General features: G+C 64.6%; 20 protein-coding genes. 12 read left to right on the top strand and 8 right to left on the bottom strand.

The window, feature by feature from the left end; all coding sequences use genetic code 11:
* Window positions 1-26: 26 nt before the first annotated feature.
* Window positions 27-1,328 (bottom strand): MFS transporter, encoded by a 1,302-nt coding sequence (locus tag R3P95_RS17565; protein WP_149407189.1) that lies wholly within the window; start codon window positions 1,326-1,328, stop codon window positions 27-29.
* A gap of 296 nt (window positions 1,329-1,624) precedes the next feature.
* On the opposite strand from R3P95_RS17565, the gene R3P95_RS17560 reads away from it, so the two are divergent.
* Entirely contained in the window at window positions 1,625-3,034 is a 1,410-nt protein-coding gene (locus R3P95_RS17560) for an FAD-binding oxidoreductase (RefSeq protein WP_317549000.1), read from the top strand.
* Here the strand turns inward: R3P95_RS17560 and R3P95_RS17555 are convergent.
* The 5 genes from R3P95_RS17555 to R3P95_RS17535 all read right to left on the bottom strand — a co-directional run bounded on the left by R3P95_RS17555 (window position 3,018) and on the right by R3P95_RS17535 (window position 7,579).
* Window positions 3,018-4,127, bottom strand: coding sequence for a PucR family transcriptional regulator (locus tag R3P95_RS17555; protein WP_317548999.1), 1,110 nt, complete (start codon window positions 4,125-4,127; stop codon window positions 3,018-3,020). The genes R3P95_RS17560 and R3P95_RS17555 overlap by 17 nt on opposite strands.
* Before the next feature lie 30 nt (window positions 4,128-4,157).
* Window positions 4,158-4,526 (bottom strand): hydroxyphenylacetyl-CoA thioesterase PaaI, encoded by a 369-nt coding sequence (gene paaI / locus R3P95_RS17550; protein ID WP_188078777.1) that lies wholly within the window; start codon window positions 4,524-4,526, stop codon window positions 4,158-4,160.
* A gap of 23 nt (window positions 4,527-4,549) precedes the next feature.
* Entirely contained in the window at window positions 4,550-4,867 is a 318-nt protein-coding gene (locus tag R3P95_RS17545; protein ID WP_149407186.1) for an EthD family reductase, read from the bottom strand.
* Window positions 4,864-6,891 carry a phenylacetic acid degradation bifunctional protein PaaZ gene (paaZ, locus tag R3P95_RS17540; RefSeq protein WP_317548998.1) on the bottom strand — a complete coding sequence of 676 codons (2,028 nt, stop codon included), beginning with the start codon at window positions 6,889-6,891 and terminating at the stop codon, window positions 4,864-4,866. The genes R3P95_RS17545 and paaZ overlap by 4 nt, the downstream gene beginning before the upstream one ends.
* Before the next feature lie 76 nt (window positions 6,892-6,967).
* Entirely contained in the window at window positions 6,968-7,579 is a 612-nt protein-coding gene (locus R3P95_RS17535) for a TetR/AcrR family transcriptional regulator (RefSeq protein ID WP_032380646.1), read from the bottom strand.
* A 110-nt stretch (window positions 7,580-7,689) separates the two neighbouring features.
* Here R3P95_RS17535 and R3P95_RS17530 point away from each other — a divergent pair, with 110 nt between their 5' ends.
* The 11 genes from R3P95_RS17530 to R3P95_RS17480 all read left to right on the top strand — a co-directional run bounded on the left by R3P95_RS17530 (window position 7,690) and on the right by R3P95_RS17480 (window position 17,456).
* Window positions 7,690-8,889 carry a thiolase family protein gene (locus R3P95_RS17530; RefSeq protein ID WP_317548997.1) on the top strand — a complete coding sequence of 400 codons (1,200 nt, stop codon included), beginning with the start codon at window positions 7,690-7,692 and terminating at the stop codon, window positions 8,887-8,889.
* Complete coding sequence (locus tag R3P95_RS17525) at window positions 8,886-9,608, top strand: enoyl-CoA hydratase/isomerase family protein (protein ID WP_149407183.1); 723 nt, start codon at window positions 8,886-8,888, stop codon at window positions 9,606-9,608. The genes R3P95_RS17530 and R3P95_RS17525 overlap by 4 nt, the downstream gene beginning before the upstream one ends.
* Entirely contained in the window at window positions 9,605-10,456 is an 852-nt protein-coding gene (locus tag R3P95_RS17520) for a 3-hydroxyacyl-CoA dehydrogenase family protein (RefSeq protein WP_317548996.1), read from the top strand. Before R3P95_RS17525 ends, R3P95_RS17520 begins: the two co-directional genes overlap by 4 nt.
* Window positions 10,453-11,223 (top strand): enoyl-CoA hydratase/isomerase family protein, encoded by a 771-nt coding sequence (locus R3P95_RS17515; protein ID WP_317548995.1) that lies wholly within the window; start codon window positions 10,453-10,455, stop codon window positions 11,221-11,223. Before R3P95_RS17520 ends, R3P95_RS17515 begins: the two co-directional genes overlap by 4 nt.
* A 152-nt stretch (window positions 11,224-11,375) precedes the next feature.
* The gene (paaA, locus tag R3P95_RS17510) at window positions 11,376-12,323 is read left to right on the top strand and encodes a 1,2-phenylacetyl-CoA epoxidase subunit PaaA (RefSeq protein WP_149407180.1); all 948 of its coding nucleotides are present in this window, start codon (window positions 11,376-11,378) and stop codon (window positions 12,321-12,323) included.
* Entirely contained in the window at window positions 12,320-12,682 is a 363-nt protein-coding gene (paaB, locus tag R3P95_RS17505) for a 1,2-phenylacetyl-CoA epoxidase subunit PaaB (protein ID WP_149407179.1), read from the top strand. The genes paaA and paaB overlap by 4 nt, the downstream gene beginning before the upstream one ends.
* Window positions 12,683-12,710: 28 nt before the next feature.
* The gene (paaC, locus tag R3P95_RS17500) at window positions 12,711-13,628 is read left to right on the top strand and encodes a 1,2-phenylacetyl-CoA epoxidase subunit PaaC (RefSeq protein ID WP_149407178.1); all 918 of its coding nucleotides are present in this window, start codon (window positions 12,711-12,713) and stop codon (window positions 13,626-13,628) included.
* A 41-nt stretch (window positions 13,629-13,669) separates the two neighbouring features.
* Window positions 13,670-14,131, top strand: a complete 462-nt coding sequence (gene paaD / locus R3P95_RS17495) for a 1,2-phenylacetyl-CoA epoxidase subunit PaaD (protein ID WP_373454764.1) — start codon at window positions 13,670-13,672, stop codon at window positions 14,129-14,131.
* The gene (gene paaE, locus R3P95_RS17490) at window positions 14,131-15,225 is read left to right on the top strand and encodes a 1,2-phenylacetyl-CoA epoxidase subunit PaaE (RefSeq protein ID WP_149407177.1); all 1,095 of its coding nucleotides are present in this window, start codon (window positions 14,131-14,133) and stop codon (window positions 15,223-15,225) included. The genes paaD and paaE overlap by 1 nt, the downstream gene beginning before the upstream one ends.
* Window positions 15,226-15,241: 16 nt before the next feature.
* A complete protein-coding gene (paaK, locus tag R3P95_RS17485; RefSeq protein WP_149407176.1) occupies window positions 15,242-16,549 on the top strand; it encodes a phenylacetate--CoA ligase PaaK in 1,308 nt (435 codons plus the stop codon).
* A 1-nt stretch (window position 16,550) separates the two neighbouring features.
* On the top strand, window positions 16,551-17,456 hold the full coding sequence (locus R3P95_RS17480) for an AraC-like ligand-binding domain-containing protein (RefSeq protein ID WP_269594699.1): 906 nt from the start codon (window positions 16,551-16,553) through the stop codon (window positions 17,454-17,456).
* 30 nt (window positions 17,457-17,486) lie between these two features.
* Here the strand turns inward: R3P95_RS17480 and R3P95_RS17475 are convergent, their stop codons facing one another.
* Together R3P95_RS17475 and R3P95_RS17470 are read right to left on the bottom strand one after the other, a co-directional pair.
* Window positions 17,487-18,434 carry a GMC family oxidoreductase gene (locus tag R3P95_RS17475; RefSeq protein ID WP_262498523.1) on the bottom strand — a complete coding sequence of 316 codons (948 nt, stop codon included), beginning with the start codon at window positions 18,432-18,434 and terminating at the stop codon, window positions 17,487-17,489.
* A gap of 4 nt (window positions 18,435-18,438) precedes the next feature.
* A complete protein-coding gene (locus R3P95_RS17470) occupies window positions 18,439-19,005 on the bottom strand; it encodes a GMC family oxidoreductase (protein WP_262498522.1) in 567 nt (188 codons plus the stop codon).
* Window positions 19,006-19,084 lie beyond the last annotated feature (79 nt).

Genomic DNA, 19,084 nt, shown 5'->3' with positions numbered 1-19,084 from the left:
GTCTCGGGGCCTTCGTCAATGCGACGTCAGACGTTCAGATCCTCGTCTTTACGGTTCTTGATGCGCGAGGTCGCAACGAAGGAGATCGCGGCCAGGATCATCAGGTAGATCGAGATCGACATCGAGGTGCCGGTTCCGTTGAACAGTGCCTCGGAGATGGTCGGGACGAATGCTCCACCGAGCACGGTTCCGATGGCATATCCGATGGACGCTCCACTGAATCGGACTGCTGCGGGGAACATCTCGGCGTACAGGGCCGGCTGCGGTCCGTAGGAGAGGCCGAGTCCGACGGCAAAGAGCCCGAGGGCCACGTAGATCCAGTGCAATTCACCGGTGTCGACGAGCAGGAAGAACGGGATGGCGCACAACACCATTGCCGCGTTTCCGACGTTCATGATCGTGGTCCGGGCGTAGCGATCGGACAGATGCGCGCCGAGCAGAGTGAACACTCCCCAGACGATGGCTGCGAACAAGCTCGCCACCAACACATCCACGCGAGCCAGTCCGTGTTCCCTCGTCGAGTACGCGACGATGAAGCCACCGACGATGATGTAGCCGTTGCCGTTGGTGCCGATGAACGACAGCGCGGCCAGCATGACCTGCTTCTTGTTGGTGCGCCACAGCGCGCGAACCGGAGTGTGGTTGCGCTCCTTGCGTTCTGCGAGCTCCTTGAACACTGGAGTCTCCTCGACACGACGTCGGATGTAGAAGCCGACGAGGATGAGCACGAAGCTGATCAGGAACGGGATGCGCCAGCCCCAGGCCTCGAACTGCTCTTCACTGAGCAGGCCGGTGCACAGCGCCAACGTCCCCACTGCGATGAGCATGCCGAGCGGAACGCCCATCTGGGTTGCCGCGCCGTAGATTCCGCGCTTGCCCTTCGGTGCATGCTCGACGGCCATCAGTGCCGCGCCGCCCCATTCGCCACCGGTGGAGAATCCCTGCAGGATGCGCAGCACGATCAGAATGATCGGGGCCCAGATGCCGATGGTCGCGTAGGTGGGGAGCAGTCCCATGCCCACGGTGGCCGCACCCATCAATGTCAGGGTCGCGATGAGGACTTTCTTGCGGCCGATCTTGTCACCGAAGTAGCCGGCGACGATGGCCCCGAGTGGACGGAAGATGAAGCTGATGCCGATCGTGACATAGGCGACGAGCTGTCCGGACGAGCCCATGGGCGCGAAGAACAGTTGCGCGAAGATCAGCGACGCCGCCTGCGCGTAGATGAAGAAGTCGTACCACTCGACGGTGGTGCCGACCATGCTGGCCATGGCGGCGCGGCGATGCTCACGCGACACCCCGGTGGGCGTCTCGACCTGGGTTGACATCGACTTGTCTCGTTTCGTTCGGGCTCCGGCACTCGGGCATCGAGCGGCAGTTCGGAGTGATGTGGGGCGGGGTTGTGATGGGTGAAGGTCGGTGATTCCTGCAACCGCAGAAGCGGATGAAACTCACCGTCCATTCGGTCGGTAATTACTGTGACCGGCGCCACCACAGTTTGTCAAGGTGGTAGCGGACATAACAAGGCGGTGGACGCAGTTCGTCGGAAACTACCGATCCGAGCCCTCGGGTTCGTTCGAAACGACGCAGACATCCGAAGTGACGGAAGGTCATACTCGAACTCATGTCTGCACCGACGTCGACTCTCGTTCAGCGCTCTCCGATCATCGACGAACTGATGCGTGCGCTGGGTTCCGACGCGGTGATCACCGACCCCGATATCCTCGAGAGCTACCGTCACGACGCAGCCGCTCTGTGCGAATCCGCGCTTCCGCTGGCCGCGGTGCTGCCGACCACGGAATCGGACGTCCAGGCGATCATGAGCATTGCGTCGGCGCACCGCATTCCCGTTGTCCCGCAGGGAGCGTTGACCGGCTTGGCCGGAGCCGCGAACACCAGCGTCGGAGCCATTGCCCTCAACACCCGCCGCATGAACAACATCATCGAGCTCGACGTCGTCAACCGCACCGCCGTCGTGCAACCCGGCGTGACGAACAAGGAACTCAAAGATGCTGCCCTGCAGCAAGGTTTGACGTACCTGCCCGACCCGTCCAGCTGGGAGGCGTCGACGATCGGCGGCAACATCGCTACCAACGCCGGCGGCCTGTGCTGCGTGAAGTACGGCGTCACAGCACGATTCGTCCGCGGTCTGCGTGTGGTACTCGCCGATGGCCGGGCGACGTTCGTCGGCCGACGCACCGTCAAGGGCGTGGCCGGGCTGTCCCTCTCCGATCTGTTCGTCGGCTCCGAGGGCACACTCGGCATCATCACCGAGGCCACCGTCGGCCTCGACTTTCCGGCTGCCGCACCACTGACGATGGCCGCGACCTTCCCCTCGACCGTCGCTGCCGGAGAGGCGGTGACGCGGATTCGTGCCGCCGGTATCACCCCTAGCCTGTTCGAGCTGTTGGACCGCACCACCATCGCCGCGATCGACGCCTACGCCCGGATGGACTTCGGTACCGATGCCGCGGCCGTGCTGATTGCGCAGTCCGACATCGGCGACGGTGCCGTGCAGGAGCTCGAGGCCATCGCCGCACTGTGCACCGAATCCGGCGCAGTGGACGTGGCCGTCGCCGAGGACGAGGTCGAGTCGGAGCAACTCGTTCAAGCACGTCGACTGGCGTACCCGGCACTCGAGCGTCTCGGTTCTCCGTTGGTCGACGATGTGTCCGTTCCGATTTCGCACCTCGCCGCGATGATCGACGAGGTCGGACGCATCGCCGAGCGCATCGGGATCGTCATCGGCGTCGTCGGCCACGCGGGGGACGGAAACATCCATCCCACGGTCATCGTGAACCCGACGGACCCACAGTCGTTGACGGACGCTCACCGCGCGTTCGACGAGATCGCCGCATTCGCCCTCTCGCTCGGCGGAACCATCACGGGCGAGCACGGAGTCGGGCTGCTCAAGCGAGACCTACTCGAGACCGAACTCGATTCGGTTGCAGCAGAACTGCAGCGCGGCATCAAGGAATTGCTCGACCCGCACTACCTGCTCAACCCAGGAAAGGTGCTCACCGCCCGGACGTGAGCCGGAGCGCCATCCACACCAGCAGTCGGGTGTCCGCGTCGTCGAGATCGAGACCGAACAGCTCCTTGGTACGCCGCAGTCGATAGCGAAAGGTGTTGGGGTGCAAATACAACGATGCCGACGCGGCGGCAACATTGGACTCGTGCGCCAACAGCGCCAACACCGTCGCGGAGTACTCGGTACCTTCCGCGGCGTCGCAGGCGAGCATCTTCTCGACGGCCGGTATGGCCAACGGGATGTCATACAGTGCATCAGCCGCTCTACGTAGAGTGACCGACACCCGACTCTGCCGAAAGGTCGTCGTCACACCGTCCCCGACTGCGTCGAGTACCCACTGCGCATGTCGGCGTGCCACTGTGGGCCGGGAGTCCGGACCGCCGATCGCAAAGGTGACCGATACACCGAACGCGGCCTCCGCCTTGCGTCGAACATCCTCGGCCGCAACGGCGACACCGCGTTCGTCCTCGGCCGCCGTGACCAGCCAAACGGTGTGATCCTCGATGACACAGCCCGAATCCGACGCAGTGCCGAACGTCAGCTCCAACAGATCGGCCAACTGCACCAGCTGAGCCTCCGATTGCGCAAACTCGCCCCTCCCTGCCAGCACGACGTAGAGGCTGCCGGGCGGTGTGACGGTCTCTGGGTCGGTCAGGAGCGCACGCACCCTCGGATTGTCGGCACCGGCCGGATGACGCCGGGCCAGCAGTAGGGGCACCGCGGCTGCTGCCGCACGCGTCATGGCCGCCACCACGCCGGTGTCGGGGGGACGTAGGGAAACCCCAGTACCAATACTCCAGATAGAGCCGAGGTACTCCCCGTCCACCGAGACGGCCACCGCGAGTCGGGGGAGCACTCCGGGAACGTCGACCACGTGCACCGTCGAGCTCTGCCGGAAGTCGGGGTCGAGGTGATGCACCATGTACTCGGCCGGAACCTGCTTCCCGAGGATCCCGTCTCGACGGACGTCGTCGATCGGCTGGCCCGGTACGGACGAGTAGGCGATGACGAAGCCGAGTGGATCCATCACCGACACAGCGCCGCCCACCGCGGTGGCGGTTGCGTCCGCCAGCGCCGAGAGATCCGCAGTGCTCACCGATTCACAGTACTTCCATGTGCGGTGCCGTTACCGGGCTACGGTGCGACTGTCACCTCGGAATTCGGCGATCAGCTCGTCTCGGCACGTGACCGACACGTCGTACAGGCCGTTGCGGCCGAACCTTGCACGCTCGACGGCGTCGGCGACCAGGACGTCACCGGCCTTCGTCGGACGGAGATAGCGGATGTCGCATCGTGCCGCGACGGCCGAGTCCTCGTGTGAATTGCAGGCCATCGCGAACGTCGTGTCCGCCAACAGAAAGACGTAGCCGCCGTGGGTGATGGCATAGCCGTTGACCATGTCCTCGGTGACGGCCATCGACATTCTCGCGTGCCCAGGTGACAATTCGATCAGTTCGATGCCGAGCTTGCGGGACGCGGCGTCGACCTCGAACATCTCCCGGGCGATCATCGAATCATTCACGGCTGCAACACCGATCGCTCGTTCTGAGTGAACATCACGGCCCCACCGGTCGCGAAGTTGCGCAGATCCTTGCCTGCCGCCTTCATCTCGGGCGAGGACAGTCCGGCCTTCAGCGACGCCTCGTCCGCGAAGTACAGGCTGGCGATCGCATAGTAGGGCGGCGGTGAATCGTCGAGTGAGTCGAGCGTGCCCCAGGTGAAGTCGACCAGGCCGGGAACGGCGCGAGCGAGGGGCACGTGCACGTCGGCGTAGTGCCGATCGAATGCGGCAGGGTCCTCGGGCATTCCGTAACAGACGGCAACGCGAATACTCATGCTGCGTCCTCGGGCTTCGCAACCAGGGTCAGCACGTCGTAGGTGGCGACCGGTTCGTCGTTCTGGTTCACAACCACTGCATCCCAACGTACCTCGCCGTAGTCGGCACTCTGGCGCGGTGTGATCAGCTTGGCCGTCAACGTGACAGTCAGTGAATCCTCGGCCTTGACGGGCGTGAGAAAACGAAGGCTGTCGACGCCGAAGTTCGCAAGTACGGGGCCCGGTGCCGGATCGACGAACAGCCCGGCTGCCAACGACACCACCAGGTAGCCGTGCGCGACGATACCGCCGAACAGTGGGTTGGCCGCTGCCGCTTCGGGATCAGTGTGTGCGTAGAAGGTGTCACCGGTGAACTCGGCAAAGTGATCGATGTCTGCTCGGGTGACCTGCCGGGGTCCACCGACGATGGTGTCGCCGAGCTTCAGCTCGCCCAGGTTCTTGCGGAACGGATGCACATCGCCGGTGATGCGCGCAGAACCGGCCACCCACTTGTTGCCCACCGCAGTCAGCACATCCGGGGTTCCTTGAATTGCTGTGCGCTGCATGTGATGCAGTACGCCGCGGATACCGCCGAGTTCTTCGCCGCCGCCGGCCCGTCCGGGTCCGCCGTGCACCAGAACTGGCAGCGGCGATCCGTGGCCGGTCGATTCCTTCGCATCCTCGGCGTTCAACACAAGGATGCGCCCGTGGTACGGAGCGCACCCGAGTACGAGTTCGCGTGCGATGGCCGAATCCTTGGTCACGACAGAGGCAACCAGCGAGCCCTTGCCGCGGGCGACGAGATCGAGGAGGTCTGTGGTGCTGTCGTAGCCGATGACGGTAGAGACGGGCCCGAAGGCCTCGATGTCGTGTGGTTCGGTCGCGGTCTTGTCTCCGGCCTTCAGCAGCACCGGTGCCATGAATGCGCCGGCTCGCTGATCCACCGTCTCCGGATCGCCGAAGACCACCGAAGCGGACTTGGTCAGTCCACGAATGGATTTGAGTACCTCGTCGCGTTGTTCGATGCTCGCCAGCGCACCCATGGTGACGCCCTCGTCTGCCGGATCACCGACGACGACCTTCTCCAGCTTTGCCTTCAGCGCCTCGATGACGGGCTCGACCGAGTCCTGCGGGACCAACACGCGCCTGATGGCCGTGCACTTCTGTCCCGCCTTGGATGTCATCTCGACAAAGACGCCCTTGACGAACAGATCGAACTCCGGATCGCCCTGCGCAACATCGGAAGCCAGAATGGACGCGTTCAGAGAGTCGGCCTCGGCCGTGAAGTGCAATCCCTCGCCGACGACCTTGGGGTGCGAGCGCAGAGTCGCTGCGGTATCGGCACTTCCGGTGAAAGCGACGGAGTCCTGGCCGCCGAGGTGATCGAGGACGCCGCGGGCACTACCGCACAGCAGCTGTACCGATCCCTCGGGCAGGAGTCCCGACTCGATGATCCGGCGGAACACCAGCTCGGTGAGGTACGCAGTTTGGCTGGCGGGCTTGATGATCGACGGCACGCCGGCGATGAACGCGGGTGCCAGCTTCTCCAGGAATCCCCAGACGGGGAAGTTGAAGGCGTTGATCTGCACGGCGACACCGCGCCGCGAGGTGTAGATGTGCTGACCGAGGAAGGTACCCTTCTTGCCGAGCTGTTCGATCGCACCGTCGAGATAGACAGTGTCGTTGGGCAGCTCGCGTCGAGCCTTGCTCGCGTAGCTCAGCACGGTGCCGAATCCACCGTCGATGTCGACGCCGGAATCACGGACGGTGGCTCCGGTATGCCGGGAGAGTTGATAGAACTCCTCCTTGCCGGCCATCAGCGTCAGGCCCAACTGTTTCAGCAGCGCCGCGCGCTCGTGGAACGTCAAGGCGGCGAGGGCCGGGCCGCCGACAGTTCTGGCGTAGTCGACCATGCCGGCAACGTCGAGACCGCTGGAGGACACCCGGGCGATCTCGCTGCCGTCGACGGCGCTCAGCAGCGGCGTTCCCTCGTCGGTCGCGGAATACCACGCTCCCTGGGCATAGCTTTCCAGAAGTCTGCTCACAACGCCTCCATCTCACCGTACGTTCGGTCGGTAATTACCATCGCCGTCGAACGCCGAGATGTCAAGACTTGTCCGGCTACGTGCGACGCAACCCGTCGAAGGTCAGCGCCACGACCGCGTCGGCCAATTCCTCGACCGATCCACCGGTGCGCGGGCGGTACCACTCGATGAGCGAGTTGACCGTGCCGAACACCAGCTTCGACGCCAGCGCCGGGTCGACACCGGGACGCAGGTCGCCTTCCTCGGCGGCGGCGACCACGAGCCCGGTGACGAAAGAATCGAATTCGCGGCGACGGGCGAGGGCGCGCCGCTCGACGTCGGTGTTGCCTCGCACGCGCAGCAATAGCGTCACATAGGGCAGTTCCGCGCACAGGATGTCCACGCTGCGTCGCACCAGGTATTCGAGGCGGTCGATGTATCGCCCGGTCGTCGCCCGATCCTCGGTCGTGACGGCGAACAGTGCATTGAGAGCCCGCGACAGCGCGAGTTCGAGCAACTCGGACTTGCCGGACACGTGGTGGTAGATCGAGGACTTGGTGATGCCGAGCCGCTTCGCCAGAACTTCCATGCTGGTGCCGTCGTATCCGCGGTCGTTGAAGACCTTGACCGCCACTGCCAGGAGGGAATCGAGGTCGTATCCCGGCCGCCCTGGCTGTCCGGTCTTGCGCGGCGCGCGTGCGGTTGTCATTGCCACATCTTCTCAGCCGATGGCCGATTCCACAGCACCACGGGCAGCAGACCTTGCCAAACGACCGAATGTTCGGTTATCAATGACGCAACCGTACGAAGGAGTTCGAAGTGGGCGAAGTATTTCTGGTGGCCGGCGCACGCACCCCGCACGGGCGCTACGGCGGTGCGCTGTCGACCGTGCGCCCCGACGATCTGGCCGGGATCGTCGTCGCCGAGGCGGTCCGGCGCGCGGGCGTTCCCGTCGACCGGATCGACGAGGTGATTCTCGGTGCCGCGAACCAGGCAGGCGAGGACAATCGCGATGTGGCCAGAATGGCAGTTCTGCTCGCAGGACTCCCCCATACCGTGCCGGGATACACCGTCAATCGCCTGTGCGCGAGCGGACTGACCGCAGTCGCCAACGCCGCGAGCACCATTCGCAGCGGTGAGGCCGAGATCATCGTGGCCGGTGGCGTCGAGTCCATGACGCGCGCGCCCTGGGTCATGGCCAAGCCGGGAACCGCATGGGCCAAGCCCGGGGAGATCTTCGATACCTCCCTCGGCTGGCGATTCACCAATCCGACCTTCGCCTCCCACGACGCGGGGACCGATCCCAAGATCACCCTGTCGATGGGTGAAACCGCCGAGGAGGTCGCGCTCAGCGAGGGCATCACCCGCGAGGAGTCCGACGCCTTCGCCTTCCGCAGCCAGCAGCGTGCCATCGCCGCCCAGGATGCCGGACGCTTCGCCGACGAGATCGTGCCCGTCTCGACCAAGAACGGCGAGGTGACCGAGGACGAGACGCCGCGACGCGGAACCACGTTGGAGAAGCTCAGCACTCTGAAGACCGTGTTTCGTAAGGACGGCATCGTCACCGCCGGAACGTCCTCACCGTTCACCGACGGTGCGTCGGCATTGGTGGTGGCCTCCGAGGAGGCCGTGAACAAGTACGGCCTCGACGTTCGCGGACGCATCGTCACCAGTGCGAGTGCAGGCATCGCGCCGCACATCATGGGGCTCGGGCCCGTGCCGTCCACACAGAAGGCGCTCGCTCGCGCCGGGTGGTCTGTCGAGGACCTCGGTGCCGTCGAACTCAACGAAGCCTTCGCGGCCCAGTCCCTCGGCGTCATCCGTCAACTGAAGCTGAACGAGGACATCGTCAACGCCGACGGCGGGGCCATCGCCCTCGGCCACCCCCTAGGTTCCTCCGGTGCTCGAATCCTGTTGACGCTGTTGGGCCGGATGGAACGTGAGAAGGCGTCCCGTGGGCTCGCGACGCTGTGCGTCGGCGTCGGGCAAGGCGTGTCGATGTTGATCGAGGCACCGTGAACACGCTCGTCGTCGAGGAGCTGACCGACCGCGTTGTCGTCACCCTGAATCGCGAGAAACATCGCAACGCAATCGATGCCGAGATGATCGGTGAGCTGCACGAGGTGTGCGCGCTCGTCGAGCAGGACCCCAAGATCGTCATCCTGACGGGGCAGGGCGAGCACTTCGCCGGCGGTGCCGACATCAACCAGCTGCGCGCCCGTACCCGCGACGACGCATTGCGCGGCATCAACCGAAACCTGTTCGACCGCATCGCCGCACTGCCCCTGCCGACGATCGCCGCGGTCCGCGGTTACGCCCTCGGCGGTGGCGCAGAACTGTCCTACGCCTGCGACATCCGTATCGCCTCGCCGACGGCGGTGTTCGGCAATCCCGAACCGGGGCTGGGCATCATGGCGGCCGCCGGGGCCAGCTACCGGTTGCCGACTTTGGTGGGAGTGTCCGTCGCCAAGCAGGTACTCCTCGGTGGCCGGACGCTCGACGCAGAGGTGGCACTGCGCTCCGGCCTGGTGCTGGACGTCGTCGACGAGCCGTTGGCCGCAGCGCATTCCCTCGCGGATCGCATTGCCAAGCAAGCACCTCTGGCGCTGAAGCTGACCAAGAAGATTGTCGATGCACCCGGTTCACATCCGTGGGCCGACGACATCGCGCAGGCTGTTCTGTTCGAGACCGAAGACAAACAACGCCGAATGACGGCATTTCTGGAGAAGAAGAAATGACAGCTCCATCAAAGGTGGCAGTGGTCGGTGGCGGCCGCATGGGTGCAGGCATCGCGCAGGTATTCGCCGCCCTCGGTTCCACCGTCGTCATCGCCGAAGCCGCCGACCAGGAGGCCGCCCTCGGACGAGTCTCGACCGGGTTGGATCGGGCGCACGAGCGCGGCAAACTCAGTGAGGATCCCGCTGCGATTCTCGCGCGGGTCTCCACGGTCGCCGGGCCCGCGGACCTCGCGGCCGACCTCGACCTGGTGGTCGAAGCCGTGCCCGAGATTCCGGCGCTCAAGGTCGAGGTGTTGGCGCTGATAGACAAAGTCGCATCCGAAAAGACCGTCATCGCGTCGAACACGAGCTCGATCTCCATCGCCGAACTCGGTGCAGCACTGAGTGATCCGAGCCGCTTCATCGGGATGCACTTCTTCAACCCGGTTCCGGCGTCGACTCTCGTCGAGATCGTGCGCGCGCCTGCCACCTCCGCGGACGTGGTGGAGCGAGTACAGCAGTGGGTGTCACTCCTGGGCAAGACCGAGGTGCTCGTCAACGACTCCCCCGGCTTCGCTACCTCGCGGCTCGGTGTCTGCCTCGGGCTCGAGGCCATTCGGATGTTGGAAGAAGGCGTCGCCGACGCGGAATCCATCGACCGCGCCATGGAATTGGGCTACAAGCACCCGATGGGACCGTTGCGGTCGACCGACCTCGTCGGGTTGGACGTTCGGCTCGCCATCGCAGAACACCTGGCGTCGACCCTCGGCGACAGGTTCACACCCCCGCAGTTGTTGCGAGACATGGTTGCTCGCGGCGACATCGGACGCAAGTCCGGTCGCGGCTTTCACGATTGGACGAACGCATGACGGTACGGTTCGACATCGCCGACGGCTTGGCGACCATCACTCTCGCTCGCCCCGAGGCACACAATGCCCTCGATGTGACGACGAAGCTCGCGTTGGCGGAGGCCGTCCAGAAGGCCGCTGCCCCCGAGGTGCGCGCCGTGCTGATCACCGCAGAGGGGAAGAACTTCTGCGTCGGCCAGGATCTCGGCGAGCACGTCGCCGCACTCGAGGACGATCCGGCGACGGCGATGGATACCGTCGGTGAGCACTACAACCCGGTGATTCGCGGACTGGCTGCGCTCGAGGTACCGATCGTCGTGGCTATCCCCGGTGCATGCGTCGGCGCAGGTCTCGGGATTGCCTTGGCCGGAGATATTCGGGTTGCGGGCACCAAGTCCTCGTTCGCGACGGCGTTCACCGGAATCGGCCTGGCCAGCGACTCGGGGTTGAGCTACTCGTTGGTCGAGGCTCTGGGATCGAGCCGGGCCGCGGGTCTGATGCTGCTCGGCGACAGGGTCACCGCCGCGCAGGCCCTCGACTGGGGTCTGGTGCATCGCGTCGTCGAGGACGGGGACGTACTCGAGACCGCGCGCACGCTCGCCACCTCGCTCGCGGCCGGGCCCACCCAGGCCTACAAGCAGGTCAAGTCGCTGATCGCTCGATCGGGACTGTCCGACGCCTTGGACCGCGAGGCTCAGGCACAAACCGCTCTGGGACAAACAGCAGATCACAAAGCAGCGGTGGATGCGTTTCTGGCGAAAAAAAGAGCCTCCTTCGTCGGCATGTGAACAGAAACTCGACCCCTGCTACGAAGTGTCTTCGGTCGTTCCGCAGGCTCCACTCCTACCTCGCGCACGTGCGGCGCAGCCGCTCTTGTGCCCGGGGTCACTTCGAGGCATACTGGTTACCAACCGATCATTCGGTAATGAAAGTAGGATTTATGACCACGTCAAACACCCTGTCCGCCGAAACGCTGCAGGACGGGTTCGACGACACCATTTCCCGTGAGCAGCGCGTCGAGCCGCGAGACTGGATGCCCGACGGCTATCGCAAGTCGCTCATTCGGCAGATCGCCCAGCACGCGCATTCCGAGATTATCGGAATGCAGCCGGAGGGCAATTGGCTCACCCGCGCGCCGTCGCTGCGCCGCAAAGCGATTCTGATGGCCAAGGTGCAGGACGAGGCCGGCCACGGCCTCTACCTCTACTCCGCCGCGGAGACGCTCGGAGCGGACCGCGCCGACCTGACGGTCAAGCTCATCGAGGGCAAGCAGAAGTACTCCTCGATCTTCAACTACCCCACCCTGACGTACGCCGACGTGGGCACCATCGGCTGGCTCGTCGACGGCGCAGCTATCTGCAATCAGGTTCCCCTGTGCCGCAGCAGTTTCGGACCGTACGCACGCGCGATGATCCGCGTCTGCAAGGAAGAATCCTTCCATCAGCGCCAGGGCTACGAACTACTGGCGACGATGATGCGCGGCACCGAGGAGCAGCGCGCCATGGTCCAGGAGTCGGTGAACCGCTGGTGGTGGCCGGCACTGATGATGTTCGGTCCGCCGGACGACGAGTCCCCCAACACCGAGCAGTCGATGAAGTGGGGCATCAAGCGTCACACCAACGACGAACTGCGCCAACGCTTCGTCGACATGTCGATCCCGCAGGCAAAGGCTCTGGGTGTCACGTTCCCGGACCCGGATCTGAAGTGGAACGAAGAACGTAAGTCGCACGATTTCGGCGAGCCCGACTGGTCCGAGTTCATGCAGGTGATCAAGGGCAACGGCGCCTCCAACGTCGAGCGCATCGCGAACCGTCGCGCAGCGCACGACGGCGGTGCCTGGGTCCGTGAGGCCGCAACCGCATTCGCAGCAAGGAACGCAGCATCATGAACGAGTTCACCGCCGAGGGCGGCCACGGAGCAGTTCCCACCGACAACGTTCCGGTCGAGCCGAAAAGAGAAGCCGTCAAGGCCGATTGGCCGTTGTACGAGGTGTTCCTGCGCGGCAAGCGCGGCCTGAACCACGTGCATGTCGGATCGCTGCACGCTGCCGACGACCACATGGCACTGCGGCACGCCCGCGACGTCTACACCCGTCGCAACGAGGGCGTCAGCATCTGGGTGGTTCCGTCCAACTCCATCGTCGCGTCGTCCCCGTCGGAGAAGGATCCCTTCTTCGCACCGAGTGGCGACAAGGTGTACCGCCACCCGACGTTCTACGAGATCCCCGACAACGTCCCCCACATGTGAGACCCATTCTTCAAGAGGACAAGCACTGATGACTGATCACGACAGCGCCTACGAGGGCCTCGTCGACGAGGATTCACACGGGCAGTGGGCATTCGGAACGAGTTTCGACGACCCGCTCGCCGGAGTCGACACCACCGTCCCCGACGACGTCGACCTGAAAGCCCTTGCCGCATACTGCCTCATGCTCGGCGACGACGCGCTGATCAGCTCGCAGCGACTGGCGCAGTGGAGCACCCGCGCACCGGAGCTCGAAGAGGAAGTGGCCCTGGCCAACGTCGGCCTCGATCTCCTCGGCCAGGCTCGGCTGCTGCTGGCCCGCGCCGCCAAAGCAGACCCGACGGTGGTGCCGTTCATTTCGGACACCTCTCCCGCACCGGCCGAGGATGCACTGTCGTTCTTCCGCGACGAGGCAGATTTCCGGTGTGTGCGACTCACCGAACTCGACAACGGTGACTTCGCGAAATCCCAGGTCCGCCTGCTGGTGTTCGCGACGTGGCGGCTCGCCGTCTTCACCCGTCTGCAGGAATCTCGCGATCCGGTTCTGGCCGCTGTCGCGAGCAAAGGCGTCAAAGAGCTGACCTACCATCGTGATTACGCCGCGCGCTGGGTCGTGACGCTGGGTTGCGGAACCGATGAATCCAAGCAACGAGTGCGCGACGCCGTGACCGGAATCTGGCCGTACGTCTCCGAACTGTTCGTACCCACGGACGAGGAAATCGCCCTGGCGAAGGTCGGCGTCGCCGTCGACCCCCGGGATATTCGCGAGGAGTTCGATTCCGTTCTCGCACAGGTTCTGCACGCCGCAGAGCTCGAGGCACCCGAGGGTAAATCCGTCGGCACCATCGGCGGCCGCGGTGGCCGACGCGGAATCCACACCGAGGCATTCGGACCGTTGATCGCCGAGATGCAGGTAGTGGCCAGAGCACATCCGGAGGGAGTCTGGTGACCACACTTCAACGAACGGCGCGTGAGATCGCCGCTACCGTCATGGATCCCGAGATGCCGCTGCTCACCCTCGACGACCTCGGCGTCCTCCGTGACGTCGAAGTCCGCGAGGACGGCAGCGTGCTCGTCACCATCACCCCGACGTACTCGGGATGCCCGGCGATGGCGACGATGCGCGACGACATCGCGCACAAGCTGACCGATCACGGGTACTCCGACGTCGAGATCGTCACCAGCCTGACCCCGGCGTGGAGTACCGACTGGATTTCCGAGGAGGGCCTGCGCAAGCTACGCGAATCCGGTTACTCGACGCCCGGTCCTGCTCCGACCCGAACCTCCGGCCCGGTTCCGTTGACCCTGACGGTCAAACCCCGTGAGATCGCCTGCCCGCAGTGCAGTTCCGTCAACACCCGTCTGACGTCCGAGTTCGGCGCGACGCTGTGCAAGGCCCAGTATCGGTGCGACGACTGCCTCGAACCCTTCGACCACGTCAAGGAAATCTGATGACCGTCACCGCCGAGCCCGTACAGAAGACCCAACGCAACAAGCCGTTTCACACCCTGACCGTCGCCGATGTGGAATCACTGTGCGACGACGCGGTGGCCGTCACCTTCGACGTACCGGAGGATCTGCGCGAGGAATTCGATTTCAAGCCGGGTCAGTCGCTGATGCTCAGCCGCACGATCGACGGTGTGGAGCATCGCCGCTCTTACTCGATCTGTGCACCCGCGGGCTCGCGTCCACGCGTCGGCGTTCGCGAGGTCAGCGACGGCCTGTTCTCGTCCTGGCTCGTCCGCGAGGTCAAGGCCGGCGACCGCATCGACGTTCAGGGTCCGACCGGAAATTTCCATGCAGACCCGGCAGCGGCGGGCAGGCACGTTCTCATCGCGGCCGGATCCGGCATCACCCCGATGCTGTCGATCGCGGCCTCCGTGCTCGCCAACCCCGATGCCGAAGTGGTTCTGCTGTACGGCAATCGGCGCACACGCACGGTGATGTTCGCCGAGGAGATAGCCGACCTCAAAGACCAGTACGGCAGTCGATTCGACGTCATTCACGTTCTGTCCAGGGAGCCACGCGAGGTCGAACTGTTCAGCGGCAGGCTCGATGCCGAGCGCTTGCGCGAAATACTCGACACTGTCGTCGCCACGCCGGATATCGATCACTTCTGGCTCTGCGGTCCGTTCGGGATGGTCAACGACGCACAGGACGTGCTGAAGGAGCTCGGCGTCGCCAAGAGCAGCATTCACCACGAACTGTTCTACGTCGACGACGTACCGCCGCCGCAGGAGAAGCACCGTGAGCCCGGCGTCACCGGGCCCAGCAGCGAGGTCACCATCATCCTCGACGGCCGTGAGGTGAAAGGCGCACTGCCTCAGGACGAGTCGATTCTCGATGCGGGCGAGCAGCTGCGGTCCGATCTTCCGTTCGCCTGCAAGGGCGGAGTGTGCGGCACGTGTCGCGCGAAGGTGACCTTCGGCGACGTCGACATGCGTCGCAACTATGCGCTCGAGGACAACGAGGTCGACGCCGGCTTCGTGCTCACCTGCCAAACCTTCCCCGTCAGCGACACCGTCACCGTCGACTTCGACGCCTGATCCCCCGGAGACTGCCATGACCAGCGTCTTGTCCACCCCCACCGACACCCCCGACATCGAGTTCGCTTCTCGCGACCGGATATCCGCTCTCCAGTTGGAGCGTCTGCGGTGGTCTCTGCAGCATGCCTACGACAATGTGGCGCACTACAAGAAGGCATTCGACGATGCCGGAGTGCATCCCAGCGACCTGAAGGACCTGAGCGATCTGGCGAAGTTCCCCTTCACGTCCAAGCAGGACCTGCGGGCCAACTACCCGTTCGGCATGTTCGCCGTGCCGCAGAACCAGGTCTCGCGCATTCATGCATCCTCGGGCACCACCGGTCGTCCGACCGTCGTCGGCTACACCGCCAAGGACATCGACAACTGGGCCGATCTCATCGCCCGTAGTCTCCGCGCGGGTGGCGTCAAGCCTTCGGACAAGGTGCACGTGGCCTACGGGTACGGACTGTTCACCGGCGGGCTCGGCGCGCACTACGGCGCAGAACGACTCGGCTGCACGGTCATTCCGATGTCCGGTGGCATGACCGATCGTCAGATCCAACTGATCCAGGACTTCGAGCCCGACGCCATCCTGGTCACCCCGTCCTACATGCTGACGATCGTCGACGCCATGGTGAAGAAGGGGATCGATCCCGCGAAGACGTCGCTGAAGACCGGTGTGTTCGGTGCCGAGCCGTGGACCGAGGAGATGCGCACCGAAATCGAGAACACTCTGGCGATGGATGCCGTCGACATCTACGGCCTGTCCGAGGTGATGGGACCGGGTGTGGCGATGGAATGCGTCGAAACCAAGGACGGACTGCACATCTGGGAGGATCATTTCTACCCGGAGATCATCGATCCGGTGACCGGCGAAGTTCTGCCCGACGGCGAGGAGGGTGAATTGGTGTTCACTTCCCTGACCAAGGAAGCGATGCCGATCGTGCGGTATCGCACCCGGGATCTGACGCGTCTGCTGCCCGGCACGGCCCGCACGATGCGTCGGATGCAGAAGGTCACCGGCCGGACCGACGACATGATCATCCTGCGCGGCGTCAATCTCTTCCCGACGCAGATCGAGGAGCTCATCCTGGGTGTCCCCGCGCTCGCACCTCAGTTTCAGTGCGTACTCGATCGTGCAGGCCGAATGGATTCCCTGACGGTGCGGGTGGAGGCCAGGCCCGATGTGCCGTCCGATCAGTACGCCGGCCTTGGCGTGACGCTGCAGAAGCTGGTGAAGAATCGGATCGGTGTGACGGTGAACGTCGACGTACTGCCGCAGACGGCGTTGGAGCGTTCGATCGGTAAGGCCCGCAGGCTGATAGACAACCGCCCGGCCGTATGACATGAGCCCGGTGGCACAGGATTTCGAGCAATGGCGCGAGAACGTCTCGACGGCGTTCGTGCCGCTCGACGCTGTGTCCACCGGGCAGTCTCCGTTCCAGGGCACCCTGGTGTCGTCGACGTTGGGATCGCTGCAACTGAGCGAGGTCGCCGGGCGCGAGGTGGACGTGCGGCGCACCCGCGCCACCATCAAGCGTGCCGATCCCGGCCTGATCAAGGTCGGACTGCAATTGACCGGCCGCGGCACGCTGGTTCAGAACGACCGCGAGGCCGTGCTGGAGCCGGGCGACTTCGCGGTGTACGACACCAGTGCCCCGTACGATCTGCATTTCGTCGGAGACTTCGAGATGTTCGTGGTGATGTTCCCCCGCGACGCGCTCCGCATCGATTCCCGTGAGTTGACAACCGTTGCCGCGCGTCGCATCGAGGGCGATCACGGCGTCGGCGCGTTGGTTTCGCCGTTTCTGTTCAATTTGCGCCGCAACGCCGCAGACGGAACACTGCCGGCGACGCCGATGCTCGAGAACGCAGTGCTCGACCTTCTCTGTGCCGCGCTCGACGATGCGGCTCCCCATGATGCGCCGGGTTCCACGCTACTGATCGAGGCCAAGAGCCTCGTCGAGTCGCATCTGTCCGATCCCACACTGTCCACGGCGTCGATCGCTGCGCGACTGCATATTTCGACGCGCTACTTGCAGAAGTTGTTCGAGTCCGACGGCCGTACCGTGGCCGGCTGGATCAGATCCAGGCGACTCGACCGATGCCACCGCGAACTACGCGACCCCCGCTTCGCCGCAGACAGCATCGGAACCATCTGCGCGCGAAACGGTTTGATCGATTCCTCGAACTTCTCGAAACTGTTCAAGGAGACGTACGGCATGTCGCCGCGCGAGTATCGCGCCGGGTGAGGGCGTACGCCGCCCTCACCCGACCACGAATCACGTTCCGAGAATCAGATCCGAGGCCCGCTCGCCCACCATGATGGACGGCGCGTTGGTGTTGCCCGACGGCACCGTCGGCATGACAGACGCGTCCGCGACTCGTAGGCCGTCGACTCCTCGCACTCGAAGATCAGCTCCGACAACGGAATTCGCGTCCAATTCCGCACCCATCTTGCAGGTTCCGACCTGGTGGTGATACGTACCCGCGGTCTGGCGAACGTAGGCTCGCAGATCGTCGCGGGTGCGCGCGCTCGGCCCCGGAACCACCTCGGCCTTGCGCCACGGTGCGAACGCGTCGGAGGCACCGATCTCGCGACAGATCTCCACCGCGTCGACCATCGCTTCGAGGTCGTACGGATCGGCCAGGATGTTCGGATCCGCCAGTGGCAGTTCGCTGGGGTCCGAGGACGCCAGCCGCAGGGTCCCCCGCGAGCGTGGAGCGACGATGCCGGGTGCGATGGTGTAGCCGTTCTCTGGCACCGGGTATCCGTCTGCCGGGTACGGAATGTGCATGAACAGCGGCTGCAGATCCGGTGCGGCGCCGACCCATCCTGTGCTGCGGGCGTACAGCTGCGCCTCGAGCAGGTTGTTGGTGCCGGCCGCGAGCGGCTCGAGTGACTCGTAGATGTTGCTGAGCAGCAGATGGTCGTGCAGGTTCTCGCCGACGCCGGGCAGGTCCAGGACTGTGTCGACCCCGATAGCAGACAGGTGATCCGATGGCCCGATTCCGCTGAGCATCAACGTCTTCGGTGAGCCGAGTGCTCCACCGCACAGGATGACCTCATGGTCGGCGAACGCACGCTGTACTTCGGAGTCGCCGCGACTGAACTCGATTCCCACCGCTCGACCGTTCTCGAGCACCACCTTGTGGACGAGCGCGCCGGTGGTGACGGTCAGATCGGGATTGTTCAACACCGGCCCGACGAAGCTCTTCCACGCGCTCATCCGCTCACCGTCGCGTGGTGGTGTGGTTGTAGCCCGCGCCCACCATCTCGTCGGCGTTGAAGTCGTCGATGAGCTTGTGCCCGTGCTCGACTGCCGCGTCGACGAAGGCAGCCGCCAGTGGATGCGGGGTGCCCATGATGGACACCGGCAGCGGACCGTCGCCGCCGTGGAACTCGTTGGATCCGAGCTCGTGTGACTCCGAGCGCTTGAACAGCGGCAGTACGTTCTCCCACGACCACCCGGCATCGCCGGTGGCGGACGCCCACCCGTCGTAGTCGCTGGAATGTCCTCGGACGTAGATCATTCCGTTGAGGGACGAGCTGCCGCCGAGTACGCGTCCACGCGGCCAGAAGATCCGCCGATCGTTCGCGTGCTTCTGCGGGGTGGTGAACAGTCCCCAGTCCTGTGATCCGCCGAGCAGCGTCGGCCAGCCCTGGGGTGAGTGGATCGCCGGGTCGGTATCCACCGGTCCGGCTTCGATCACGTGCACGGTGTGCCCGGCATCGAGCAAGCGCCGCGCGATGACGCTTCCTGCTGATCCTGCTCCCACTACGATGTAATCCGTCGACATGCGCTGCCTCTTTCTGTTGTGACCGTCGACACAACAGTGGCCGAATCCGCGAACACAAACATGTCGCTGAGCGCACACA

The organism is Rhodococcus cercidiphylli, assembly GCF_033042225.1.
Classification (GTDB): Bacteria; Actinomycetota; Actinomycetes; order Mycobacteriales; family Mycobacteriaceae; genus Rhodococcoides.
Note: the sequence above shows the minus strand (reverse complement) of the source record. Positions and strands in the feature narration are given on the sequence as shown.